18 protein-coding genes are annotated in these 24,206 nt (G+C 71.2%); 16 read left to right on the forward strand and 2 right to left on the reverse strand.

What is annotated here, in order from left to right; genetic code table 11:
• Positions 1 to 234 precede the first annotated feature (234 nt).
• The 10 genes from MKK64_RS13915 (at position 235) to MKK64_RS13960 (ending at position 13,476) form a co-directional block, all read left to right on the forward strand.
• The gene (locus tag MKK64_RS13915) at positions 235 to 1,437 is read left to right on the forward strand and encodes a glycosyltransferase family protein (protein ID WP_243935502.1); all 1,203 of its coding nucleotides are present in this window, start codon (positions 235 to 237) and stop codon (positions 1,435 to 1,437) included.
• On the forward strand, positions 1,434 to 2,744 hold the full coding sequence (locus MKK64_RS13920; protein ID WP_243935503.1) for a glycosyltransferase: 1,311 nt from the start codon (positions 1,434 to 1,436) through the stop codon (positions 2,742 to 2,744). The genes MKK64_RS13915 and MKK64_RS13920 overlap by 4 nt, the downstream gene beginning before the upstream one ends.
• Positions 2,732 to 4,681: a glycosyltransferase gene (locus MKK64_RS13925; RefSeq protein WP_243935504.1), complete on the forward strand. Its 1,950-nt coding sequence runs from the start codon at positions 2,732 to 2,734 to the stop codon at positions 4,679 to 4,681. Before MKK64_RS13920 ends, MKK64_RS13925 begins: the two co-directional genes overlap by 13 nt.
• On the forward strand, positions 4,678 to 6,519 hold the full coding sequence (locus MKK64_RS13930; RefSeq protein ID WP_243935506.1) for an ABC transporter ATP-binding protein: 1,842 nt from the start codon (positions 4,678 to 4,680) through the stop codon (positions 6,517 to 6,519). Before MKK64_RS13925 ends, MKK64_RS13930 begins: the two co-directional genes overlap by 4 nt.
• Positions 6,516 to 7,430 (forward strand): hypothetical protein, encoded by a 915-nt coding sequence (locus MKK64_RS13935; RefSeq protein WP_243935508.1) that lies wholly within the window; start codon positions 6,516 to 6,518, stop codon positions 7,428 to 7,430. Before MKK64_RS13930 ends, MKK64_RS13935 begins: the two co-directional genes overlap by 4 nt.
• Positions 7,431 to 7,564: 134 nt before the next feature.
• Entirely contained in the window at positions 7,565 to 9,424 is a 1,860-nt protein-coding gene (locus MKK64_RS13940; protein WP_243935509.1) for an ABC transporter substrate-binding protein, read from the forward strand.
• Positions 9,421 to 10,437 carry an ABC transporter permease gene (locus tag MKK64_RS13945; protein WP_147724992.1) on the forward strand — a complete coding sequence of 339 codons (1,017 nt, stop codon included), beginning with the start codon at positions 9,421 to 9,423 and terminating at the stop codon, positions 10,435 to 10,437. Before MKK64_RS13940 ends, MKK64_RS13945 begins: the two co-directional genes overlap by 4 nt.
• The gene (locus MKK64_RS13950) at positions 10,437 to 11,594 is read left to right on the forward strand and encodes an ABC transporter permease (protein WP_279593165.1); all 1,158 of its coding nucleotides are present in this window, start codon (positions 10,437 to 10,439) and stop codon (positions 11,592 to 11,594) included. Before MKK64_RS13945 ends, MKK64_RS13950 begins: the two co-directional genes overlap by 1 nt.
• A 76-nt stretch (positions 11,595 to 11,670) precedes the next feature.
• A complete protein-coding gene (locus MKK64_RS13955; RefSeq protein WP_243935510.1) occupies positions 11,671 to 12,813 on the forward strand; it encodes a dimethylmenaquinone methyltransferase in 1,143 nt (380 codons plus the stop codon).
• Positions 12,814 to 12,972: 159 nt separating this feature from the next.
• Complete coding sequence (locus MKK64_RS13960; protein WP_147724998.1) at positions 12,973 to 13,476, forward strand: MarR family winged helix-turn-helix transcriptional regulator; 504 nt, start codon at positions 12,973 to 12,975, stop codon at positions 13,474 to 13,476.
• Between the two features lie 114 nt (positions 13,477 to 13,590).
• Here MKK64_RS13960 and MKK64_RS13965 read toward each other — a convergent pair whose 3' ends face one another.
• Positions 13,591 to 13,953 carry a c-type cytochrome gene (locus MKK64_RS13965; RefSeq protein ID WP_147725000.1) on the reverse strand — a complete coding sequence of 121 codons (363 nt, stop codon included), beginning with the start codon at positions 13,951 to 13,953 and terminating at the stop codon, positions 13,591 to 13,593.
• A 306-nt stretch (positions 13,954 to 14,259) separates the two neighbouring features.
• On the opposite strand from MKK64_RS13965, the gene MKK64_RS13970 reads away from it, so the two are divergent.
• Together MKK64_RS13970 and MKK64_RS13975 are read left to right on the forward strand one after the other, a co-directional pair.
• Entirely contained in the window at positions 14,260 to 15,693 is a 1,434-nt protein-coding gene (locus MKK64_RS13970; protein WP_147841226.1) for an FAD-linked oxidase C-terminal domain-containing protein, read from the forward strand.
• A gap of 154 nt (positions 15,694 to 15,847) precedes the next feature.
• Complete coding sequence (locus MKK64_RS13975; RefSeq protein ID WP_409567948.1) at positions 15,848 to 18,628, forward strand: PAS domain-containing protein; 2,781 nt, start codon at positions 15,848 to 15,850, stop codon at positions 18,626 to 18,628.
• Positions 18,629 to 18,652: 24 nt separating this feature from the next.
• On the opposite strand, the gene MKK64_RS13980 is transcribed toward MKK64_RS13975, so the two are convergent.
• Positions 18,653 to 20,059, reverse strand: a complete 1,407-nt coding sequence (locus MKK64_RS13980; RefSeq protein WP_243935511.1) for a TAXI family TRAP transporter solute-binding subunit — start codon at positions 20,057 to 20,059, stop codon at positions 18,653 to 18,655.
• Between the two features lie 107 nt (positions 20,060 to 20,166).
• Between MKK64_RS13980 and MKK64_RS13985 the strand changes: the two genes are divergently transcribed.
• The 4 genes from MKK64_RS13985 (at position 20,167) to MKK64_RS14000 (ending at position 24,197) form a co-directional block, all read left to right on the forward strand.
• Positions 20,167 to 20,757, forward strand: a complete 591-nt coding sequence (locus MKK64_RS13985; RefSeq protein ID WP_243935512.1) for a regulatory protein RecX — start codon at positions 20,167 to 20,169, stop codon at positions 20,755 to 20,757.
• 95 nt (positions 20,758 to 20,852) lie between these two features.
• On the forward strand, positions 20,853 to 21,284 hold the full coding sequence (locus MKK64_RS13990; RefSeq protein WP_147725009.1) for an OsmC family protein: 432 nt from the start codon (positions 20,853 to 20,855) through the stop codon (positions 21,282 to 21,284).
• Between the two features lie 112 nt (positions 21,285 to 21,396).
• A complete protein-coding gene (locus tag MKK64_RS13995) occupies positions 21,397 to 22,608 on the forward strand; it encodes a putative DNA modification/repair radical SAM protein (protein ID WP_243935513.1) in 1,212 nt (403 codons plus the stop codon).
• A gap of 92 nt (positions 22,609 to 22,700) precedes the next feature.
• The gene (locus MKK64_RS14000) at positions 22,701 to 24,197 is read left to right on the forward strand and encodes a UdgX family uracil-DNA binding protein (protein ID WP_243935514.1); all 1,497 of its coding nucleotides are present in this window, start codon (positions 22,701 to 22,703) and stop codon (positions 24,195 to 24,197) included.
• Positions 24,198 to 24,206: the final 9 nt, after the last annotated feature.

Below are 24,206 nucleotides of genomic sequence, written 5' to 3' on the forward strand. Positions count from 1 at the left end.
CCCGCGCGTCACACGCATGTCATCGTGCAACGAAAAGGCGAAGCCCGAGCGTGCGCGGACTCACAGCCTCGGGCCTCCGTCACTCCGGAATGCGGTGTCGCCCCACGCGAGGCATTGTCACGGCGGCCCGGCTTGTGCGACCGCAGACCGGCTGCGACGCTGCACCTGCATGCGCTGCGCGTGCCGGGGCGCGGATGGCGGCGGCGCGAGGGGGCGTTCGAGGATGAGACCGTGATGCGCCCGAGCCGCGTCCTGATCTACAGCCACGACACGTTCGGGCTCGGGCACCTGCGCCGCTCGCGCACCATCGCGAACGCGCTGGCCGGCACCGGCGAGGTCGAGGCGATGATCGTCTCCGGCTCGACGGTGGTCGCCCGCTTCGCCTTCGCCCGCGGCGTCTCCTCCGTGCGCGTGCCCGGCGTCACCAAGCGCGCCGACGGCAGCTATGCCGGGCTCGACCCGCAGGCGTCGCTGCAGGAGACGGTCGCCCGGCGCGCCGACATCGTCCTGCGCACCGCCCGCGACTTCCGGCCGAACCTGGTGATCGTCGATAAGGAGCCGACGGGCTTCCACGGCGAGATGCTTCCGACCCTGGAGCACCTGCGCGCCCGCGGCTGCCGCGTGGTGCTGGGCCTGCGCGACGTCCTCGACGACCCCGACCGCCTCGTGCCGGAATGGGAGCGCAAGGGCGCCTCGGAGGCGGTCCGCCGGTTCTACGACGAGATCTGGATCTACGGCCTCGCGCGCATCCACCGGCCGCTGGCGGCGCTTCCCGTGGGTGCGGAATTCTCGGATCGGACGACCTATACCGGCTATCTCCACCGCGCCGCGCCGCGCCCCCGACCGGACCGGGCCGAGCCTGGCGTCGCAGCCGAGCCGTTCATCCTGGTCACCCCCGGCGGCGGTGGCGACGGCGACGGGCTGATCGACTGGGTGATCTCGGCCTACGAGGCCGATCCCGCGATCCCGCTTCCCGCGCTGATCGCCTTCGGACCCTTCCTCGCCTCGAAGAGCCGGGCGGTATTCCTGGGCCGGATCGCGCGGCTGCCGGGCCGGCTCTCCGCGATCACCTTCGACAGCGAGATCGAGCTGCTGATGGAGAAGGCGTCGGGCGTCGTGGCGATGGGCGGCTACAACACGTTCTGCGAGATCCTGTCCTTCGACAAGCCGGCGGTGCTGGTGCCGCGCACCACGCCGCGGCGCGAGCAGGAGATCCGCGCGGTGGCCGCCGAAGGCCTCGGCCTCGCCCGCACCGTGCTGGAGTCGGACGGGCGCGACCCCATGCGCATGGCGGCGGCGCTCCGGGCCCTGCCGGACCAGGCGCCTCCGTCGCGCGCGCGGATCCCCGACCTGCTCGGCGGCCTCGACCGGATCGCCGAGCGCGTCCGCGTGCTGAACGCTGGCGGACCCGTCCTCGCCCTCGGTGACAGGCCGTGAGCGAGGCGCGCATCGCGATCGTGCTGAAGGGCTATCCGCGATTGTCGGAGACCTTCATCGCGCAGGAGATCCTGGCGCTCGAGGGCCGCGGCCTCGCGCTGGCGATCTGGTCGCTGCGCCGCCCGACCGACGCGAGCCGCCATCCGATACACGACGCGATCGCGGCGCCGGTGGCTTACCTCCCCGAATACCTGCACGAGGCGCCCCTGCGGGTGCTGCGCGGGCTGGCCTGGGGCCTCCGCCGCCGGCGCTTCGTCGCGCTGGCGCTCCAATTCGCCACGGATTTCCTGCACGACCCAACGGCCTCGCGCATCCGCCGCCTCGGGCAGGCTCTGGTGCTGGCGCGGGAGCTGCCCGAGGCGGTCCGCCACCTGCACGCGCATTTCCTCCACACGCCGGCCAGCGTCGCGCGCTACGCCGCGCTCCTGACGGAGCGAAGCTGGAGCTTTTCCGCGCACGCCAAGGACATCTGGACGACGCCGGACCGCGAGCTGTCCGACAAGCTCTCCGACGCGGCCTGGGGGGTGACCTGCACCCGCGATGGCCTCGGCCGCCTGCGGGCGGTGTCGGCAGGTCGGGCGGCAGCGGAAGCCGGCTCCGTCGCGCTGGCCTATCACGGCCTCGATCTCGCCCGCTTTCCGGCGCCGCCCCTCCGACCGCCGCGTGACGGCACAGATGCGCAGGATCCGATTCGGATCCTCAGCGTCGGCCGGCTCGTCGCCAAGAAGGGGCACGACGACCTGATCGACGCGCTGGCGGCCCTGCCGCCGGACCTGCATTGGCGCCTCGACCTGATCGGCGGCGGCGAGCTTCGGGAGGACCTGAAAGCCCGCGTCGCGGAGCGCGGGCTCGGCGGCCGCGTCGCCTTCCGGGGCGCCCTGGCCCAGCCGGCGGTGATCGCGGCGATGCGGGCGGCCGACCTTTTCGTGCTGCCGACCAAGCCTGCGCCGTCCGGCGACCGCGACGGCCTGCCCAACGTGCTGATGGAGGCCGCCTCGCAGGGGCTGCCGATCCTCGCGACCGCCTTCGCGGGCACGCCGGAATTCGTCACCGACGGCGTCGAGGGATGCCTGGTCGCGCCGGGCGATCCCGCGGCGTTGTCCGCGGCGATCCTGCGGCTCGCCGGCGATCCGGTTCGGCGCCGACGCTTCGCGGACGCCGCCCGCGCGCGCCTGCTGCGGGATTTCTCGCTCGATGCCGGCATCGACCTGATCGGCGGGCGGCTCGCCGCGTCGGCGGGAATCGCGCCGCCGCGTCCCGCATCGGCGCCCGAGCGAGCGGCGGAGGCCTGCGCATGCGGGTGCTGATCGCCGTCACGCATCTCCTCGGCGCCGGTCACTTGACCCGCGCCGCCGCGATCGGCCGCGCCTTCGCCGCCTCGGGCCATGCGGTGACCCTGGTCTCGGGCGGCGGCCCTGCGCCGATGGTGCGGCTCGACGGCCTCCGCCTCGTGCAACTGCCGCCGCTGCACATCGTCGGCACCGCCTTCACATGGCTTCTCGGCGCGGACGGGCACGCGGCCGGCGCGGACCTGCTCGCGGCACGCCGGGCGCTGCTTCGGCGGGCGCTGGCCGAGACGGCTCCGGACGTGGTGATCACCGAGCTGTTCCCGTTCGGCCGCCGCGCGCTCGAAGCCGAGTTCCTCGACCTCGTCGAGGCGGCATCCGTGCGGCGCCCGCGACCGCTGATCCTCGCGTCGATCCGCGACGTGCTCGTCTCGCCGGAGAAGCCGCGGAAGATCCGCACCGCGCATGCGCGCTTGGCCGAGATCTACGACGCGGTGCTGGTGCACGGCGACCCCGATCTCGTCGCCCTCGACGCCTCCTGGCCGGTGGACGAGGGTCTGCGCGCCAAGCTGCGATACACCGGCTACGTCGACGAGGACGCGGCGCCGATCGAGGATGCGGATGCCCGCGCGGGCGTCCTGGTCTCGGCCGGGTCGAGCGCGGTCGGGCTCGGCCTCTGCCGCGCCGCCGCGGACGCGGCGCGGCGGAGGCCGGACCTCGGCTGGCGCATCCTTGCCGGCCACGGCATCGCGCAGGCCGAGATCGATGCCATGCGCGCGAGGCTGGCCGACGGCGTCCTGACGCGGGCGCAGCCGGATTATCGCGCGCTTCTGGCGCGGGCTGCGGTGTCGGTGAGCGCCTGCGGCTACAACACCGCGGTGGATCTCCTCGCCACCCGGACGCCCGCCGTGCTGGTGCCGTTCGCGGCAGGCGCCGAGACCGAGCAGAGCCTGCGTGCCCAGCACCTCGCCGCCCGCGGCCTGGCCCGGATCGTGCCCGAGGACGCACTTTCCGCGGCGACGCTGCTCGACGCCATCGCGTCTGCAGCCGGAGCGCCGATCCCGGCAGATCACGGCATCGCGCTCGACGGCGCACGGCGCACGGTCGCCATCGTCGAAACTCTCCTCGCCGCGAAGAAACGGAGCGCCCGTGCGGAGAAGACCCCGCTCGACCGCCTGCGCGCCGTCCTCGACGAGTCCGGCGCGCACGGCCGCCGCGTGCCGATCTGGTGGCGAGACGACGATGCCGTCGCCGCGACGCCCGCCCTGGACCGCCTGCTCGACCTCTCGGACACCTTCGCGTCCCCGCTGCTCGTCGCGGCGATCCCGGCAGGCATCGAGCCGTCCCTCGGCGAGCGTCTCGCCGACGCGCCACGCGTCAGCCTCGCCGTGCACGGACTGGCCCACACCGATCACGCCGCACCCGGCAGCAAACCATCGGAGTTCGGCGCCGACCGTCCCCTGCCGCTCGCGATCGCGGACGCCGCGGAAGGCCTGAGCCTCGCCCGCGCGCGGCTTCCGGCGGACCGGCTCCTGCCGGTGTTCGTGCCGCCGTGGAACCGCCTCGCCCCCGAAATCGCCGCCGCCCTTCCGGCGCTGGGCTATCGCGGGCTGTCGTCGGTGCCCGGAGCGGCGGTGCCCGGCCTGATGCGGGCCGACGTCGCAATCGACCCGATCGACTGGCGCGGCACGCGCTCGCTCGTCGATCCCGCACGGCTGATCGACACCCTGTGCCGGACCATCGCGGAGAGAAACGATCGGCCGGTCGGGCTGCTTACTCACCACCTCGCCCACGACGAAGCGATCTGGGACTTCCTCGGCGCCCTGTTCGCGATCCTGTTCCGGCATCCGGCGGTGACGCTCTGCGACCCGCGGCATCTGTTCCGGCCGCCGGCGGTGGACGGGGCGGTGCCGGCGTGGTGGACTTGCCCGGCCGACGCGCCTGCGAGGATCGCTTGAGCCCGCTCCTGTCCATCCAGAACCTGCAGGTCGATTTTGGCGGACACGGTGCGCCGTTCCGCGCCCTGCACGGCCTGTCGCTCGACGTGATGCGCGGGCGGACCCTGGCGCTCGTCGGCGAATCCGGCTCGGGCAAGTCGGTGACCGCGCAGGCGATCCTGCGCATCCTGCCCCGGGTGGCCACGATCAGCGCCGGCCGCATCCTGTTCGACACCGGCCGCGGGGCAACCGACATCGCCGCGCTGCCCCCCGACGGCCCGGCGATGCGCGCGATCCGCGGCGCCGGCATCGCGATGATCTTCCAGGAGCCGATGACCTGCCTGTCGCCGCTCCACACCATCGGCGACCAGGTCGGCGAGGCGCTGCGCATCCACGGCAACGCCACCCGGGCCGAGGCCGACGCGCAGGCCAGGGACGCCTTCGCCCGCGTCGGCTTCCCCGATCCGGCGCGGGCGCTGCACACCTATCCGTTCGAGCTCTCCGGTGGCCTGCGCCAGCGGGCGATGATCGCGATGGCGCTGATCCTCAAGCCCGCCCTGCTCGTCGCCGACGAGCCGACGACGGCCCTCGACGTGACGACCCAGGCCCAGATCCTCGCGCTGCTGACCCGGCTGCAGGACGAGACCGGCATGGCGATCCTGCTGATCACCCACGACCTCGGCGTCGTCGCCAACGTCGCCCACGACGTGGCGGTGCTCTATCGCGGCCGCCTCGTCGAGTCCGGCCCGCGCGGCGCGGTCATGCGCGACCCCGGCCACCCCTACCTCAAGGCGCTGCTCCACGCCGTGCCGCGCTTCGACATGGCGCCGGGCGAGCGCTTGACGCCGATCCGCCCGGCCAAGGCGGTGATCCCGCCGGCACGCAGGCCGGCGGCGATCGACGGGCCGATCCTGCGCATCGAAGGGGTCTCGAAGGTCTTCACCCTGCGCTCGGGGCGGTTCGGCGGCCCGCCGCGGGTCGTGCGGGCGGTCTCCGACGTGTCGCTCGACCTCGTGCCCGGCAGGACGCTCGGGCTCGTCGGCGAATCCGGATCGGGCAAGACCACCGTTTCGAAGATGGTGATGCGCGCGCTCGCCCCCGATGCCGGCCGCGTGCTGTTCGACGACGGCACCGGCCCGCGCGACGTCCACGCCCTCGCCGGCGCCGACCTGTTCGCCTACCGCCGCGCCGTGCAGTTCGTGTTCCAGGACCCCTACGCCTCGCTCGATCCGCGGATGACCGTGCGCCAGATCCTCACCGAGCCGATGGAGATCCACGGGATCGGCGGGCGCGAGCGCCGGGCGCGGGCCGAGGCGCTGATGGCGATGGTCGGCCTCGAAGCCGGCGCGCTCGGGCGCTATCCGCACGCCTTCTCCGGCGGCCAGCGCCAGCGCATCGGCATCGCCCGGGCGCTCGCCCTCGATCCGAAGGTGCTGGTGCTCGACGAGCCCGTCTCGGCGCTCGACGTCTCGGTGCAGGCCCAGATCCTGAACCTGCTGAAGGACTTGCAGGCCGCGCTCGGCCTGACCTACCTCATCGTCTCTCACAACCTCGCGGTGATCGACTACATGGCGGATACCATCGCGGTGATGTGCCGGGGGCGAATCGTGGGGCAGGCCCCGAAGGCCGCCCTGTTCCGCAACCCGGTCCATCCCTATACCCGCGCGCTGCTCGCCGCGGTGCCCGACCCGAGCCTCGACCACCCGCTCGATTTCTCGGCGGTCACCGGCGACCATTCCGACCCGGGGTGCTGGCCGGAGCCCTACCGGCTGGCGCCCGACGAGGCCGGCCATATGGTCGAGATCGAGCCGGGCTACCACGTCCGCCACGGCGCAGCCGATGCGCGGCGGGCCGCATGAGCACGCCCCGCCCCTCCCGCACGCTGGAACGGCTCCGCCGCCGCGTGCTGGCGCCGTTCTTCGACCGGCTCGGCTACGACCTCGTGCCCGCCGCCCCCGACTGGTCGCACCGCCCGACCTCGCCGCGCGAGGTCGACCAGTTGCTCGGCTCAGCGGCCGACAGCCTGCAGCGCGACCTCGCCGCGTCGGGCATCGCGACCGGCCTCGACGTGCCCGCGGCGGTGCGGCGGTTCTGGACGCTGATCCCGACGGCGCCGGTGCGCCAGCGCCGCGGCGGCAGCGGATTCAACGGCGCGCTCCAGCTCTACGTGGCGATGCGCGCGCTGGCGCCGGCCACGGTCATCGAGTCCGGGGTCTTCCGCGGGCTCACCACCTGGGTGATCCGGCAGGCCTGCCCGGACGCGACGATCCATTGCCACGATCCGGACCTGTCGAACCTGCATTATCGCGACCCGGGAGCGCATTACAGCACCGCCGACTGGTCGACGGCCGACTGGTCTCAGCTCGATGCGGCGACGACGGTCGCGTTCTTCGACGACCACGTCTCGCAGGGGCGGCGGGTGATCGAGGCGAGGCGCCTGGGCCTCACCCGCCTTCTGTTCGACGACGACGCCGCCGGCCATCGCATCCATGCCCATGGCGGCCCGGCGCATCCCACCATCGCGATGATCGAGACCTTGCGTGACGAGGCTGGGCGCGACGAGGCTCGGCGCGTCAGGGCCGAGCCGATCCGCTGGCAGCGCAACGGCCGCAGCTTCGAGCAGCCGGCCGACGACCCGCTCGCCCGCGAGGCCGCAGCCGGCATCGCCCACGCGCACGCCTTCGACGACCTGCACCGCGCCACCGGCTACTCGCCGGCCCGGCTGACCTACGTGGCGCTGCATCCGCCGAAGCGAGGAATAGCCGCTTGATCGGGCTTCGGAACGACGAAAGCACGGGCTCCCCCTCCCCCCCTGCTGCGCAAGGTACCCTTTCCCGCAAGGGGGGGAGGGAGACGCGCGCCGAGGCGGCGCGCACATCGGATGCCGGGATTTCGCGCCGTGCATTGTTGATCGGCGTCGCGACTGCCTCGACGGTTTTCGCCGCTCCGCGTTTCGCCCGCGCGGATACCCCTCGGACAGGGCCGCCCGAAACCCCGCTCGTCGTCGATCCCGCCGCCGCCGCGCGCAAGCTCGGCACCAGCGGCGGGACGATCCGCACCCTGATCGCCAAGGCGCGGGACGTGCGCTACCTCTCGGTCTACGGCTACACCCGCCTCGTCGGCTACGATGCGGACCTCGTGTTGAAGCCCGACGTGCTGGCGGCCGTCGCGGTCGAGGGCGGGCGCTTCACCTTCACCCTGCGCAAGGGCCATCGCTGGTCCGACGGCGAGCCCTTCACCACGGAGGATTTCCGCTACTACTGGGAGGACGTCGCCAACGACAGGGATCTGAGCCCCGGCGGCCCGCCCGATTTCCTGCTGGTCGACGGCAAGCCGCCGACCGTCGAGATCGTCGATCCGATCACCGTGCGCTTCACCTGGGATCGGCCGAACCCGCGCTTCCTGCCGGCCCTCGCCGCGCCGCGCGACCCGCTGATCTACCGCCCGTCGCATTACCTGAGGACGGTTCATCCGCGATACGTCGGGCGCGAGAAGGCCGAGGCCGCGGCCAAGGCACAGAAGCTCCGCGGCTGGGCGGCGCTGCACAACCGGATGGACGACAACTACGAGCTGAACAATCCCGACGCCCCGACCCTGCAGGGGTGGCGGCCCCGCACCCGCGCGCCGGCGACGCGCTTCGTGTTCGAGCGCAACCCCTACTACCACCGCATCGACACGGCCGGCACGCAGCTCCCCTATCTCGACCGCATCGTCATGGACGTCGCCTCGAGCGGGCTGCTCGTCGCCAAGACCAATGCCGGCGAGGCCGACCTGATGTTCCGCGGCCTGACGATGGCCGACATCCCGAGCCTCAAGGAGGGCGAGCGCGCGCACGGCTACCGCACCAACCTGTGGCCGCTCGCGCGCGGCTCCGAGATCGCGCTCTACCCGAACCTGACGACCCTCGATCCCGGCTGGCGCGCCCTCAACCGCGACGTGCGCTGGCGCCACGCGCTGTCGCTCGCCATCGATCGCCGCACCCTCAACAACACCCTGCTGTTCGGCCTCGGCACCGAGGGCAACGACACGCTGATCCCCGAGAGCCCGCTCTACGCGCCCGAGATGCGCACGCTGCATGCGGGCTACGAACCGGCGGCGGCCGAAAGACTGCTCGACGCCGCCGGCCTCGACAGGCGCGACCCCTCCGGCATCCGCCTGATGCCGGACGGCCGGCTGCTCGAACTCGTCGTCGAGAGCGACGGCGAGGTCTCCATGGTGCTCGACGGGCTGCTGCTGATCGGCGAGTTCTGGCGCGAGGTCGGGATCAAGCTCGTGGTCAAGCCGCAGGAACGCACGAACCTGCGCCGTCGCTCGGTGGCCGGGATGACGGTGATGGTGGCGGCGCAGGGGCTCGACCTCGCGGTGCCGACGGCGATCATGCCGCCGACCGAGCTGAGCCCGGCGCAGAGCGACCATTATTCCTGGCCGCGCTGGAGCCTTCACGTCGAGACGCACGGGGCGAGCGGCGAGGCGTGCGACGTCGAGGCCGTCCACCGCCTGATCGACCTCGACCGCCAGTGGCGCGACACCGACGACGCAGGCAGGCAGGCGGCGATCTGGCGCGAGATGCTGATGAACCACGCCGAGAACACCTGGGTCATCGGCACGGTCGGGGGCGCGCTGCAGCCGGTGGTCGCATCGAGCCACCTCGCAAACCTGCCGGCCAAGGCGCTGTACGCCTTCGAGCCGACGGCGATGATCGGCGTCCAGCGCCTCGACGAGGTGTTCTGGGACCGCCCGGCCGAACGCCAGGCCCAGCTATGACGATCGCCGTGCTGCGCCGCGTCCTCACCATGGCGGTGACGCTGCTGGTGATCTCCGCCCTCGTCTTCGCGATCATCAAGCTGCCGCCGGGCGACTTCCTGACGAACCGGATCATGGAGCTGCGCTCCATGGGCGAGGCGGCGTCCGTCGCCAAGGCCGAGCTGCTGATCCGGCAATACGGCCTCGACCGGCCGGTCTACGAGCAGTACCTGATCTGGATCGGGCTGATGCCCGGCCCGGCGGGCTTCTCCGGGCTGCTGCAGGGCGATTGGGGCTGGTCGTTCGAGTACGATCGCCCCGTTTCCGAGGTGGTGGGCGATGCGCTCTGGCTGACGCTGGTGGTCAACCTCGCGGCCCTGGTCTTCGTCCATTTGGTCGCGATCCCGATCGCGATCTACTCGGCGACGCATCGCCATACCGCGGGCGATGCGGTCGTCACCGTGCTCGGCTATGTCGGCCTCGCCGTGCCCGGGTTCCTGCTGGCGCTGATCCTGCTGTTCTACGCCAACATCTGGTTCGGCCTGTCGATCGGCGGCCTCTACGACGCATCCTTCACCGGCAAGCCCTGGGACTGGCCGAAGGTCCAGTCGCTGCTGGCCCACCTCGCCGTGCCGACGCTCGTGATCGGGCTCGGCGGCACGGCGGCGATGATTCGGCGGATGCGGGCGAACCTGCTCGACGAGCTCGCGAAGCCCTACACCGTGACCGCGCGGGCCAAGGGCCTGCCGCCGCTGCGGGCGCTGCTCAAGTATCCGTTCCGGATGTCGCTGAACCCGTTCGTCGCCGACATCGGCAACCTGCTGCCGCACCTCGTCTCCGGATCGGTGCTCGTCTCGCTGGTGCTGAGCCTGCCGACCGTCGGCCCGCTGCTGCTCGACGCGCTGAAGAGCCAGGACCAGTTCATGGCCGGCTTCATCCTGATGTTCGTCGCGCTGCTGACGCTCGTCGGCATGCTGATCTCGGACCTCGTCCTGGTCTGGCTCGATCCGCGCATCCGCATGGGGGCACGCTGATGGTGCCCGAGACGGCACCCGTGGCACCTCACTTCGTCGACCCGGCGCCGTTCGATCCGGAGGCCGGCGGCGGACGTGATTCCGGCACGGCCTACGCCTCGGCTTGGCGGCTAATCTTCCGGAAGTTCCTCGGCCACCGCATCGCCGTCGCCTCGGCGCTCGTGCTCCTGGCACTCTACGCCGCCGTGCCCTTCGTTGAGTTCCTGGCCCCCTACGAGCAGGCGAGGCGCAACGGCGACTACCTGTTCGCGCCGCCGCAAGCGGTGCACCTGTTCCACGAGGGGCGGTTCGTCGGGCCGTTCGTCTATCTCTACCGGGCCGAGCTCGACATGGAGACCTTCCGCCGCGGCTACGTCACCGACACCGCCACGCCGCAGCCGCTGCGCTTCTTCTGCCGCGGCGACGCCTACACCCATCTCGGGCTCGGCCGGGGCGACCTTCACCTCGTCTGCCCGTCCGAGGGCGGGACGCTCTATCTGCTGGGCACCGACCGGCTCGGCCGCGACCTGCTCTCGCGCATGATCTACGGCGCGCGGGTCTCGCTGGTGATCGGCCTCGTCGGCGTCGCGATCTCGTTCGCGCTCGGGCTCCTGCTCGGCGGCATCGCCGGCTACTTCGGCGGCTTCGTCGACGCGGCGGTGCAGCGGCTGATCGAGGTGGTGCGCTCGCTGCCCGAGCTCCCGCTCTGGCTTGCCCTGTCGGCGGCGCTGCCGCCGAGCTGGAGCCCGCTCTGGGTGTTCTTCGGCATCACCATCATCCTCGGGCTGCTCGATTGGCCGGGCCTCGCGCGCGCCGTGCGCGGCAAGCTGCTGGCGCTGCGCGAGGAGGATTTCGTGCAGGCGGCGGAGCTGATGGGCGCCTCGCCCGCCCGCGTCATCGGCCGGCACCTGATCCCGAACTTCATGAGCCACCTGATCGCCTCGGCGACGCTCTCGATCCCGACGATGATCCTGGGCGAGACCGCCTTGTCGTTCCTCGGCCTCGGCCTTCGGCCACCGGTGACGAGCTGGGGCGTGCTGCTCAACGACGCCCAGAACCTCTCGGCGGTGCAGCTCTACCCCTGGCTGCTGCTGCCGGTGGTGCCCGTGCTGGTGACGGTGCTGGCGTTCAACTTCCTGGGCGACGGGCTTCGGGACGCCGCCGACCCGTATCATTGAGGCACGCCTCGGCAGGGCTCGCCCCGGGCCGCGCCGTGCCGCATAAGGCGGCGAGATCGCTCCCGAGGACCGCCCCGTGACCGTCACCCAGATCACCCATCACGACCTCGACGGCTACGGCGCCGTGGCGATCGTCGGCAACCACGTCGACGTCGCGCGGATCGTCCACGTGCCGCGCTACTCCGATGTCGGCCCGGTGGTCGAGGAGGAGCTGAAGCGCCTGTCGAAGGCGGAAGCCTCCGAGACGCTGATCATGACCGATCTCGGGCTCGAGCCGGTGGCGGTGAAGTTCCTCAAGAGCTTCGTCGCGATGAACCGCAAGCGGGGCGAGGATGCCCGCCACCGCCTGATCGTCCTCGACCATCACGCCTCCTCGATCGACCAGCTGCGCCAGCACGGGGTCGAGCCGGTGGACGAGGCGGCCTCGCCGAAGCGCTTCGAGCTGGAAGACCCGGACGTCGTCGTCCTGATCGACGAGACCTGCTGCGCCACGCGGATGGCGCACGCCAACCGCAGCCTCTACGCGACGCGCGACGGCGAGGATCTCACCGCCCTGGTCGAGGCCGTGGACGCCCTCGACCTGTGGAAGAAGGAGCGCCCGACCTTCGCCGGCGGGCTGATGCTCGACGAGGTGTTCTGGGACAACGTCGGCAACCTCGTGCCGGTCGGCCACCCCTGGCACGACCGCTTCGTCGTGGCGCTGCTCCGCGCGGTCTCGGGGCTGATCGACGAAGGCCTGGCGCCCGCCGAGATCGAGACCCGGGTCGCCGCGCTGCGCCGGCAGGTCCTCGATCGGCTCCTCGATGGGGAGGCCGACGACGACCGCAACCTGACCACGCGGATGCGGATCGCCCGCGTGCTCGCGCGCTCGGACGTGCTGTTCCGCCCGCTCTCGGACGGGACCCTGCTCTCGTTCGGCCTCGATTCGGGCACCTTCCAGCGCGTCTCGGACCTGATCATGGATCGCGGCGGCGCCAAGCGGGTGTGCAACGTCCAGCGCACGGGCTCCCTGTCGTTCCGCTCGAACGACGAGACCGCCCTGGATGCCGCGCGCAAGTTCCGCGGCGGCGGCCACAAGGACGCCGCCGGCGGCAAGCTGCCCGCCGGCTCGGCCTTCTCGCTCGCCGACGCGATCGCCCAGGTCGAGCCGATTCTCAATCCGCCGCCGCCGGATCGCTCGGGCAGCCCCTTCGCTGCGCTGAAGGATTGGAAAGGGTAGTCCGTCTCGAAAAGCCGCAGGATGATCGCATAGATTGTGCAATCGCTCCGTGCTGGCTAAGATATTGCCCGACCGAGATACTGCGTCAGATCTGTGCCTACGCCTGACCGAATTCGTGCTGGGATTTGACCAGCGTCGTCAACCGGAGTCGAAAAGCCCATGTCCGTTCGGCAAGGCTCGCAGCGGCGAGCGCCGAGGAAGCCCGCAATCGTCCCGGAGGCGTCCGCGGACTCGCAGCGCCTCGACAACCAGCTCTGCTTCGCCGTCTACGCCGCGGCGCATGCCTTCGGCCGCGCCTATCGCACGCTGCTGGGCCAGCACGACCTCACCTACCCGCAATACCTCGTGCTTCTCGTCCTGTGGGAGGAGGAAGGGTTGTCGGTGAAGGAGATCGGGACGCGGCTGTTCCTCGATTCCGGGACGCTCACGCCGTTGCTGAAGCGGCTCGAGGCGTCGGGCCGGGTCCGGCGCGCCCGCGACCGTGCGGACGAGCGCCAGGTCAGCATCTTCCTGACCGATTCCGGCCGGGCCCTGCGCAAGCCGCTGGCCTGCATTCCCGATCAGGCCGGCGGCATGACCGGCCTTGACGTCGAGGGGCGCCGCGCCCTGCTCGACCATCTCGTCACCCTCCGCACCGGCCTGCACGACGGCACCGACGCCTGATCGGGCCGGCAATGTCGACTCCTGCGAAACTCGGCGACCGCAAAGAAAAAAAGCCGTCCCCGCGTGAGCGGGAACGGCCCTCGGCCTGACCTGAATGGCCGGGTCGTCGATCGCTCAGGTCTTGGACTTGAGGTAGGCGATGATGTCCTCGACCTTCTTCTCGTCCTTGATGCCCGGGAAGACCATCTTGGTGCCGGGGACCTTCTTCTTCGGGTCGACCAGCCACTCCTTGAGATTCGCCTCGTCCCAGGTGATGCCCGAGTTCTTCAGCGCCGCGGAGAAGGCGTAGCCGTCGCGGCCCTCGCCGGCCTTCTCGCCGACGATGCCCTTGAGGTTCGGGCCGACTCCGTTCTTCTCGAAGTTGTGGCAGGACTTGCAGGGTGCGAACGCCTTCTCGCCGGCGGCCGCATCGCCTTCCGCCTGAGCGGCGATCGGCAAGAGCAGGGCAAGGGCGGCGCCGAGGATGACATGACGCATCGGGATTTCCTCCATTATGACGGCTATGGCCGTCAGGCTTATGGCAGAGCTTGGTCGATTGGAACAGGTCGAAGGTGCAAACGCCGTTCACGCCGATGTGCCGGTGCGACCAAACGTTGCAGTAGCCTCTCAGTCGCCTTCGAGCCGCCCCTTCGCCCGACGGTGCGGACCCGCCGGGAGTGCGATAGACTGATCTCCAAACGGTCCCCGCACCGCCGCGGAACCCATCTAGGCCCACGCTCCTGAGCGGCGGCTGAAGGGCCTGACGCGGTGACGATCGGATCGACGAAATCCGGAGGTTTCGCCATGTCCATCCGCTTCCCCGAGCCCGATGCCGGCGTCGTCGCCCGCCGCGACGCGATCGTCGCCGGCCTGCGGCCGCTGGTCGGCCCCGAGGCCCTGGTGACCACGGAGGACGAGCGCCGCGCCTTCGAGACCGACGGGCTCACCGCCTACCGCAAGATGCCGCTGGCGGTGGTCCTGCCCTCCACCACCGCCGAGGTCTCCGCGGTGATGGCCTATTGCCACGCCCACGGCGTCCGCGTGGTGCCGCGCGGCGCCGGCACGTCGCTGGCCGGCGGCGCCATCGCGCAGGAGGATGCGATCATCCTCGGCGTGGGGAAGATGACCCAGGTGCTCGCCCTCGATTTCGAGAACCGCATCGCCCGCGTCCAGAGCGGGATCACCAACCTGGCGATCTCGGGCGCGGTCGGCCACGAGGGCTTCTTCTACGCGCCCGACCCGTCGAGCCAGCTCGCCTGCACCATCGCCGGCAACATCGCGATGAATTCCGGCGGGGCGCACTGCCTCAAGTACGGCGTCACCACGAACAACCTGATGGGCGTGACGCTGGTGATGAACGACGGCACCGTGGTCGAGATCGGCGGCGACCATCTCGATGCCGGCGGCTACGACCTGCTCGGGCTGATCTGCGGCTCGGAGGGGCAACTCGGCATCGTCACCGAGGCGACCGTCCGGATCCTGCGCGCCGCCGAGGGCGCGCGCCCGGCGCTCGTCGGCTTCTCGTCGGTCGAGGATGCCGGCGCCTGCACCGCGGCGATCATCGCCGCCGGCATCATCCCGGTTGCGATCGAGTACATGGACCGCGAGGCGATCCTGATCACCGAGGATTTCGCGCAGGCCGGCTACCCGCGCGACGCCGAGGCGATGCTGATCATCGAGGTCGAGGGCTCGGACACCGAGTGCGAGGCGATGCTCGCCCGCATCGCGGCGATCGCGCAGGATTTCCGCCCGACGAGCATCCGGGTTTCGAAGTCGGAGGCCGAATCCGCCGCGATCTGGAAGGGCCGCAAGTCGGCCTTCGGCGCCACGGGGCGCATCTCCGACTACATCTGCATGGACGGCACGATCCCGACCGGGCAGCTCTCCGTGGTGCTGGAGCGCATCGGCGCGATCTGCAAGGCGCAGGGGCTTCGCGTCGCCAACGTGTTCCATGCCGGCGACGGCAACCTGCACCCGCTGATCCTGTTCGACATCAACAAGCCCGGCGAGCTGCAGAAGGCCGAGACCGCGGGCGACGAGATCCTCAAGCTCTGCGTCGAGGTCGGCGGATGCCTGACCGGCGAGCACGGCGTCGGCATCGAGAAGCGCGAGCTGATGCGCTTTCAGTACACGCAGGCCGACCTGGAGCAGCAGATGCGGGTGCGCAACGTCTTCGACCCGCACTGGCTGATGAACCCGGCGAAGGTCTTCCCGCTCGAAGGGCGGGTCGCCGCCTGAGAGCAGGACCCGCCGGACCCGCGTTGACACCCATCGGACTTGCCGACATCCCTCCTGCGATGTTCCGGACCGACGTTTCGACAGCCACCGCCCGCCAGGAACGCCGCCTCGGCCGACGTCCGGATCGCGACCGGACCGTGCCGAGACCGACCCGGTGACGATCGGCATCGAGGACCCGAAGTTCCGCTTCCTCGCCGAGGGCGGCGAGACCGGCCGCGAGATCCTGATGAAGGATTGGTCCGGCTCGGTGCTCGGCCCGCTGGCGGAATGGCCGGTGGCGCTCCGCACCACGCTCGCGACGATGCTCGCCTGCCCGGTGCCGATGTTCCTGGCCTGGGGGCCGGACCTCGTCAGCTTCTTCAACGACGCCTATCGCGAGGTGCTGGGCGATCGCGTCTCCCGTGCGCTCGGCGTGCGGTTTCCGGAGCTGTGGGCGGACCTGTGGCCGGAGATCGGGCCGCTCTGCGCCCGGGCGCTCGCGGGCGAAGGCGTGTCGGTGCGCGACCTGCCGCTGACGATGCACCGCCGCGGGCAGCCCGAGCGGACCTGGTGGACCTTCTCGTACTCGCCGGTCCACGACGACGACGGCGCGGTCGCAGGCATGATCTGCATCACGCGGGAGACCACGGCGCAGATCCTGGCGGAAAAGGACCGCGAGGACAGCCGCAGCCGGCTCGACCTCGCGCTCTCGGCCGGCGACGGCATCGGCACCTGGGACTGGGACGTCGCGGCCGACCGCGTCACCGCGGATGCCCGCTTCGCCCGCCTCTACGGCGTCGATCCCGACCGGGCCGCCGCCGGCGCGCCGATCGCCGAGTTCTTCGGCGGCATCCATCCCGACGACCTGCCCGCCGTGCAGGAGCGGATCGCGGCGGCGATGCGGACGGGCGGCGACTTCGCCGCCGAGTACCGGCTCGTCCAGCCGGACGGCGTGCGCTGGGTCGCGGCGCAAGGGCAGTGCGTGCTCGATGCGGACGGCCGCCCCGTTCAGTTCCCGGGCGTGACCTTCGACATCACCGAGCGTCGCGACGCCGAGGACGCGGTCCGCGCGGCTGCGCGCGAGCTTCGCCTGGTGGCCGACGCGCTCCCGAGCCTGATCGCCTTCATCGATCCGACGCTGACCTACCGCTTCGCGAACGCCGCCTACGAGACGTGGTTCTCGCGCCCGCTTTCCGAGGTGATCGGCCGTACCGTCCGCGACCTCGTGGACGAGGACGGCTTCGCGCGGCGTGAGCCGGCCTTCGCCGCGGCGCTCGGCGGGGAGGATGTCCGCTTCGAGATGGAGTGGCCGCATCCCGACGGGCGCGAGCGCGTCGCGGACATCCGCTACATCCCGCGGCGGGATGGCGACGGCGCCGTCGACGGCTTCTACGCCTTCGTGCAGGACATCACCGACCGGACGCGGATCGAGGCCGCGCTGACGCGGGAGGTCGAATCGCGCACCCGCGAGCGCAACCGGCTCTGGGAGACCACGACCGACCTGATGGGCACGGCCGGGCTCGACGGCTACCTCAAGGCGGTCAACCCGGCCTGGACGCGGGTGCTCGGCTGGAGCCGCGAGGAACTCCTCGGCGAGCCGTTCGCGACGATCATCGACACCGCCGACCATGCCGAGACCGCCGAGGTCGTCGCGCAGCTCGCCCGCGGCGAGACCGTCGACGGCTTCGTCGACCACGTCATCCGGAAGGACGGCGAACGCCTCACCATCTCCTGGAACGCGGTGCCGGAAGGCGACCTGTTCTACATCGTCGGCCGCGACATCACCGAGCAGCGTGCGGTCGAGGAGCTGCTGCGCCAGGCGCAGAAGATGGAGGCGGTCGGCCAGCTCACCGGCGGCATCGCCCACGACTTCAACAACCTGCTCACCGGCATCGTCGGCTCGCTCGACCTGATGCAGACCCGGATCAAGCAGGGCCGGACCGAGCAGATCGAGAAGTACGCCACCGCGGCTTTGTCCTCGGCCAACCGCGCCGCCGCGTTGACCCACCGCCTGCTGGCCTTCGCCCGCCGCCAGCCGCTGGAGCCGAAGCCCACCGACGCCAACGGCCTGATCGCCGGCATGGAGGACATGCTGCGCCGGACGCTGACGGAGCAGGTCAACCTGGAGATCGTCACCGCCGGCGGCCTGTGGCTCACGCTCTGCGACCCGCACCAGCTCGAGAACGCGCTGCTCAACCTCGCGATCAACGCCCGCGACGCGATGCCGGACGGCGGCCGCCTCGTGATCGAGACCTGCAACACCCACCTCGATCGGGCCTACGCGCGGCTGCATCCGGAGGTGGAACCGGGCCAGTACATCTGCGTCTGCGTAACCGATACCGGCACCGGCATGAGCGCGGACGTGGCCGCCAAGGCCTTCGACCCGTTCTTCACCACGAAGCCGCTGGGCCAGGGCACCGGCCTCGGCCTGTCGATGATCTACGGCTTCGCCAAGCAGTCGGAGGGGCACGCCAAGATCTACTCGGAGCTGGGATCGGGCACGACGATCAAGATCTACCTGCCGCGCTACCGCGGCGAGGCGGCGGCCGAGGGCACCGGTCCCGGGATCGCCACGGCCCTGCGCGCCGAGCGCGGCGAGACGGTGCTCGTTGTCGAGGACGACCCGGTGGTGCGCGACCTCATCGTCGAGGTGCTGGGCGAGCTCGGCTACCACGCCCTCGAGGCCGCCGACGGGCCGGCCGGCCTGCGCATCGCGGAATCGCGTGCGCGGATCGACCTGATGGTCAGCGACGTCGGCCTGCCCGGCCTCAACGGGCGCCAGCTCGCCGACCGCGCCCGGCTGGTGCGGCCCGGGCTGAAGATCCTCTTCATCACCGGCTATGCCGAGAACGCGATTTTCGGCAACGGCGGCCTCGACCCGGGCATGCAGATGATCACCAAGCCGTTCCCGGTCGAGGTGCTGGCCAGCCGCATCCGCGAGATCATTGAGGGATAGGGCGGCGCCGCGTCCCGGGCTCGCCTATTCGGCGGCCGAGAGGTTGAGGGCGAGCGACCGGGCGGCTCGCGTGCGGCCGCCGGGGCGATGCTCGGCCCCGGCGGAAAGCCCGCGTCGGCCATCGTTGATCGCCGCGTGGACCCCGTCCACCGCCAGGATCAGGGCGCTGACTGTGCGCGCGTCGATCGAGCGCTCGCGCGCATAGCGCACCACGTCGGCGACGAGGTCGTCCACCTCGATCGCCAGGGCGTCGAGCTCGGCCATCGTCGGCGCGGCGCGGACCTCGCGCATCACGTCGAGCAGGCGGTCGAGCACGATGTCGACCCGCTCGCGCCGCTTGCGGGCGAGGCGCTGGCCGAGCCAGGCGACGGCGGAGCCGATCGTGCCGCCGAAGAAGGCGAGCAGGTAGATGTAGTCCTCGTAGCGGTCGAGGAACGTCTGCTGCTCGCGCTCGAAGTAGTCCACCGCACCGGGGTGGTTGGGCAGGCGCGCCGAGGTGGCGGCGACCGTGGTGTCGAAGTCGGGCGCCTTCATCAGCCTGACGATCGGCGCGGCCGCCGCGAGGCGCGAGCGCCACTCGAACAAGTGCTGCGTCGCGGAGGCGACGGCGACCCGGCTCACGGTGCCCCGTGCCATCAGGCGATACGAGGCACCGACGGTCTTGACCTCCTCGGCCGGACGCTTCGGGCGCCCGCCGAAGGTTCCGGCCGGGATCGTGACGGATTGCAGCTCGGGATAGCGCTGCAGGATCGCGTCGCCGTCGGGCACCGAGACGAGGCCGACCTTCTTGTCGGGAAGGCCGATCTCGACGGCGTGGACCATGGCGCCCGCGGCCTTGGAGGTCGGGCTGGCGATGATCGCCACCGCCTCGACCCGCTTCTCGGCGATCGCGGCGGTGACCTCGGACGGCTTGAGCGGAACCAGCACGACCTGCCCCGGCGGGGCTTCCTCGCCGTCCGGGATGTCGGCGGCGGCGGGGACGAAGTCGTAGAAGGTCAGCAGGTTGGTGATGAACGGGATGTCGGCGCTGTGGCGCACGACGATGCCGAGGCGCCGGCGTGCAAGGTCGGGAAAATCATCGATCTCGCCGGCCTCCGAGGCGGCGACGATCAGGGCCTCGTCGTGCAGGATGGCGAGCGTCAGGCCGTTCTCGGGCAGCAGCACGTCCGGCCGCACCACCGCGAGGTCGGCCTTGTTGGCCTGGAGCGCGGCCGCGCTGTCGCGCACGTCGGCGTAGCGCACCACCTTCAGGCGTACGTCCTCGCGGGCGCGGGACAGGGCGTTGGCGTAGGCCTCCATCAGCGCGGCCTCGGGGCCGTCCTGCGGCCCGACCGCTACGGTCAGCGTGGTCGGACGGGACAGGTAGACCACCGCCGCCGCGGTGGCGGCGAGCCCGAGAGCGAGCAGCACGAGGAGCCACTCGCGTCTCAACAGGATGGCCGATGCTGCGGGGAGGAGACCATGACCGATCCTGCCGCGTTGCCTGGGTTCCATGGCTGATCCATGAAACCGAAACCTGTCCGGATCGTGAAGAACCCGTGAAACGCGCAACCGTTGCAGACTCCGGTGCGGCCCGCGGTGCGAGGCCCGCGCCGCCCGTCACGGCCGCCTATCTCGAGCGGGCGGCGTTGCACTACCTCGAGCGCTACAGCGCCTCGGTGGAGATGCTGCGCCGGACGCTGCGGCGGCGGGTCGAGAAGCGCGCCCGGGCCCGCGGCGAGGAGGCGAGCGCCTTCTTCGAGATGATCGAGGCGACCGTGGCGCGGGCGGTCTCCGCCGGGCTGGTCGACGACGCGCGCTTCGCGACTGCGCGGCTCGCGACGTTGCGCCGGCGCGGCACCTCTTCCCGCGGCGCCTCGGCCAAGCTGTCGGCCAAGGGCCTGTCGCGCGATGCGGTCGACACCGCGATGGAGGCCGAGCGCGAGGCCGTGCCCGAGGCGGATTCGGCGGCGATCGAGGAGAAGGCCGCCTTCGCCTACGCCAAGCGGCGGCGGCTCGGGCCGTTCCGCCGCCCGGACATCCGCGCTCTCCACCGCGACCGAGATCTGGCGGCGCTGGCGCGGGCCGGCTTCGGCTACGATCTCGCGCGCCGCACCGTCGACGCCGAGGAGGTGCCCGACGGGGCCTGAGCCTGGAACTCGCCGGAGCCTGCGCCACTTGGCCGGTCATCGACGGTGACGTCGCGCACGGTCGTGCGCGCTACCGCGAACCCTGGAGAGCTTCGATGATCAACCGCAAGGCGCACGCTGTCTGGCAGGGCAACGGCAAGGACGGCAAGGGCACGATCACGACCCAGTCCGGCGTGCTCTCGCAGCAGCCCTACGGCTTCAACACGCGCTTCGAGGACAAGCCCGGGACCAATCCGGAAGAGCTGATCGCGGCGGCGCATTCCGGCTGCTTCACCATGGCGCTGGCGTTCCAGCTGCAGGAAGCCGGGCTGGCCGCGACCGAGATGACCACCGAGGCGGTCGTGACGCTCGAGAAGGACGGTGCCGGCTTCAAGGTGACGAAGTCCGCGCTGACGTTGACCGCGGCGATCCCGGGCATCGACCAGGCCAAGTTCGACGCGCTGGCGCATGCCGCCGAGATCGGCTGCCCGATCTCGAAGGTTCTGGACTGCGAGATCACCCTGAAGGCCACCCTTAAGCAGGGCTGATCGGTCTTCGGAGCCGCGCCCCGCGAAAGGCAGGCGGGGTGCGGCATCGCCGCCCGGGGGCAACGCCGGCCGACGCCTTGTATTCACGCTCCCCAGGTTCATTGTTTGTTCGATGGATGAAACGCTCGCCAAGAAACTGCGCATCCTCGCCGATGCCGCCAAGTACGACGCCTCGTGTTCGTCGTCCGGCGCGCCGAAGCGCAAGGCCGGCAAGGAAGAGCTCGGCTCGACCACCGGATCGGGGATCTGCCACGCCTACACTCCGGACGGGCGTTGCATCTCGCTGCTGAAGATCCTGCTGACGAACTACTGCCTGTTCGATTGCGCCTACTGCATCAATCGCCGCTCCTCGAACGTCGAGCGGGCACGCTTCTCGGTGCAGGATGTCGTGACGCTGACGGTGGAGTTCTACAAGCGCAACTACATCGAAGGGTTGTTCCTCTCCTCCGGCATCATCAAGTCGCCCGACTACACGATGGAGCTGCTGACGCGGGTGGCGAAGTCGCTGCGGCGCGACCACGGGTTCCGCGGCTACATCCACCTCAAGTCGATTCCCGAGGCGAGCCCATGGCTGATCGAGGAAGCCGGCCTCTACGCCGACCGCCTCTCGATCAACGTCGAGCTGCCGACCGAGGCGAGCCTGCAGAAGCTCGCCCCCGAGAAGGACGGCGCGACGATCCTCGGGGCGATGGCGCAGGTGGCCGAGCGCATCGTCGAGGCCAAGGCCGAGCGGCGGCGCTTCTCGCCTGCCGGGCAGTCGACACAGGTGATCGTCGGGGCCGACGCGACCACCGACGAGGCGCTGATCCGCAAGAGCGCGCATCTCTACGGCAGCGTCGGGCTCAAGCGGGTGTACTACTCGGCCTTCAGCCCGATCCCGGAAGGCTCCGGCATCCTTCCGCTGAAGGCGCCGCCGCTCCAGCGCGAGCATCGGCTCTACCAGGCCGACTGGCTGATCCGGTACTACGACTTCTCCGCCGACGACGTCGCCGATGCGGCCGACGACGGGATGTTCTCCCTCGACATCGACCCGAAGCTCGCCTGGGCACTGAAGAACCGCCACCGCTTCCCCGTGGACGTGAACACCGGCGACCGCGAGATGCTGCTGCGCGTCCCCGGCCTCGGGGCGCGGGCGGTCGACAAGATCATCCGCGCGCGCCGCCACACGCGCCTGCGCCTCGACGACGTGGCGCGGCTGTCCTCGGCGCTGAAGCGCGCCCGCCCGTTCCTGATCGCGGCCGACTACACGCCGGGTGGGCTCACAGATCGGCTCGATCTGCGCAGCCGTCTGGTGGAGCCGGCGCAGCAGCTGAGCCTGTTCTGATGGATGCGCGCGACCTCGTCCCTCTCCCCTGTGCGGGGGAGGGTAGGCCTCGCGTCAGCGAGGGTCGGGAGAGGGGAGCGCCGTATCCGGAAATGCCGCTCCCCTCTCCCGACCCGCTGCGCGGGCCACCTTCCCCCGCAGAGGGGGGAGGGACAGACAGCGCGCATCGCACGATCCACCTGCGCCCCGGTGCCGATCTCGATGGCTTCCGCGCCGCCCTGCGCCGGTTGGTCGCCGACGGGGTTCCGCCCGATCGCGTCACGTGGTCGGCGGGCGATGCGCCCGGCTTGTTCGGCACGTCCGCCAGCGACGAGCCCGACGCGTCGCCGGTCGCGCTGCCGAAGCCCGTGGCCGGGCTGATCCCGATGGTGGTGCCCCACCGCGATCCCGAGCGCTACGCGCTGCTCCACACCCTGGTCTGGCGCGTGCTCCGCGGCGAGCGCCACCTGCCGGAGGTGGCGAGCGACCCGCTGGTTCACCGCCTCAACGGGATGCGCAAGGCGATCGCCCGCGACCTGCACAAGATGCACGCGTTCCTGCGCTTTCGCCGTATCGAAACCGATACGAACGAACGCTTCGTCGCGTGGTTCGAGCCGGACAACCACATCCTTGAGGCGGCGGCTCCGTTCTTCGTCGACCGGTTCCGCGCCATGGACTGGACGATCCTGACGCCGGACGGCTCGGCGCATTGGGACCGCACGGCGCTGACCTTCGGACCGCCGGGCGACAAGGCGCAGCTGCCGGAGGGCGATGGCTTCGAGGCCGGCTGGCGGGACTATTACGAGAGCACGTTCAACCCGGCCCGTACCAACCTCAAGGCGATGCGGGCGGAGATGCCGAAGAAGTACTGGCACAACATGCCGGAGACCGCCGCCATCCCCGGCCTCGTCCGCGCGGCCGCGACCCGAACCACGCAGATGATCGAAAGGGCCCCCCAGATGACGATCAAGCGCGATCCGGCCAAGGCGGTGGCGGCGATGTCCGACCAGGCGCCGAAGACCCTCGAGGCGCTGAACGCGATCATCAAGCGTTCCGAGCCGCTGGTGCCGGGCGCGACGCAGGCCGTGCTCGGCGAGGGCCGCATCGGCTCGACCATCGCCTTCGTCGGCGAGCAGCCGGGCGACCAGGAGGACCGGCAGGGCCGCCCCTTCGTCGGGCCGGCCGGCCAGCTGCTGTCGCGGGCGATGGCGGAAGCGGGTCTCGACCGCGCGGCGAGCTACCTCACGAACGCCGTCAAGCACTTCAAGTTCGAGGAGCGCGGCAAGCGTCGCATCCACCAGAAGCCGACCGCGGGCGAGGTCAGCCACTACCGCTGGTGGCTCGATCGCGAGCTGGACTTCGTCGCCCCGAAGCTCGTCGTCGCGCTCGGCGCGACCGCCGTGCTGGCGCTGACGGGCAAGCAGATCCCGATCACCCGTGCCCGCGGCCCGTTCCGGTTCGAGCGCCTCGACGACCGCTTCCAGGGCTTCATCACCGTCCACCCCTCCTACCTGCTGCGCCTGCCGGACGAGGCGAAGGAGGAGGCCTACGCCACCTTCGTCGACGACCTGCGTCGGGTCGCGGAAATGGGCCACGCGCTGGCGGCCTAGGACGACGCG

This window comes from Methylobacterium sp. E-025 (assembly GCF_022829705.1).
Classification (GTDB): Bacteria; Pseudomonadota; Alphaproteobacteria; order Rhizobiales; family Beijerinckiaceae; genus Methylobacterium.

Excerpts from the sequence above, each read along its gene's own strand:
- MKK64_RS13995 (WP_243935513.1), top strand. The coding sequence starts at position 21,397 with ATGGATGAAACGCTCGCCAAGAAACTGCGCATCCTCGCCGATGCCGCC.
- MKK64_RS13990 (WP_147725009.1), top strand. The coding sequence starts at position 20,853 with ATGATCAACCGCAAGGCGCACGCTGTCTGGCAGGGCAACGGCAAGGAC.
- MKK64_RS13970 (WP_147841226.1), top strand. The coding sequence starts at position 14,260 with ATGTCCATCCGCTTCCCCGAGCCCGATGCCGGCGTCGTCGCCCGCCGC.
- MKK64_RS13965 (WP_147725000.1), bottom strand. The coding sequence starts at position 13,953 with ATGCGTCATGTCATCCTCGGCGCCGCCCTTGCCCTGCTCTTGCCGATC.
- MKK64_RS13945 (WP_147724992.1), top strand. The coding sequence starts at position 9,421 with ATGACGATCGCCGTGCTGCGCCGCGTCCTCACCATGGCGGTGACGCTG.
- MKK64_RS13935 (WP_243935508.1), top strand. The coding sequence starts at position 6,516 with ATGAGCACGCCCCGCCCCTCCCGCACGCTGGAACGGCTCCGCCGCCGC.
- MKK64_RS14000 (WP_243935514.1), top strand. The coding sequence starts at position 22,701 with ATGCCGCTCCCCTCTCCCGACCCGCTGCGCGGGCCACCTTCCCCCGCA.
- MKK64_RS13925 (WP_243935504.1), top strand. The coding sequence starts at position 2,732 with ATGCGGGTGCTGATCGCCGTCACGCATCTCCTCGGCGCCGGTCACTTG.
- MKK64_RS13960 (WP_147724998.1), top strand. The coding sequence starts at position 12,973 with ATGTCCGTTCGGCAAGGCTCGCAGCGGCGAGCGCCGAGGAAGCCCGCA.
- MKK64_RS13950 (WP_279593165.1), top strand. The coding sequence starts at position 10,437 with ATGGTGCCCGAGACGGCACCCGTGGCACCTCACTTCGTCGACCCGGCG.
- MKK64_RS13915 (WP_243935502.1), top strand. The coding sequence starts at position 235 with ATGCGCCCGAGCCGCGTCCTGATCTACAGCCACGACACGTTCGGGCTC.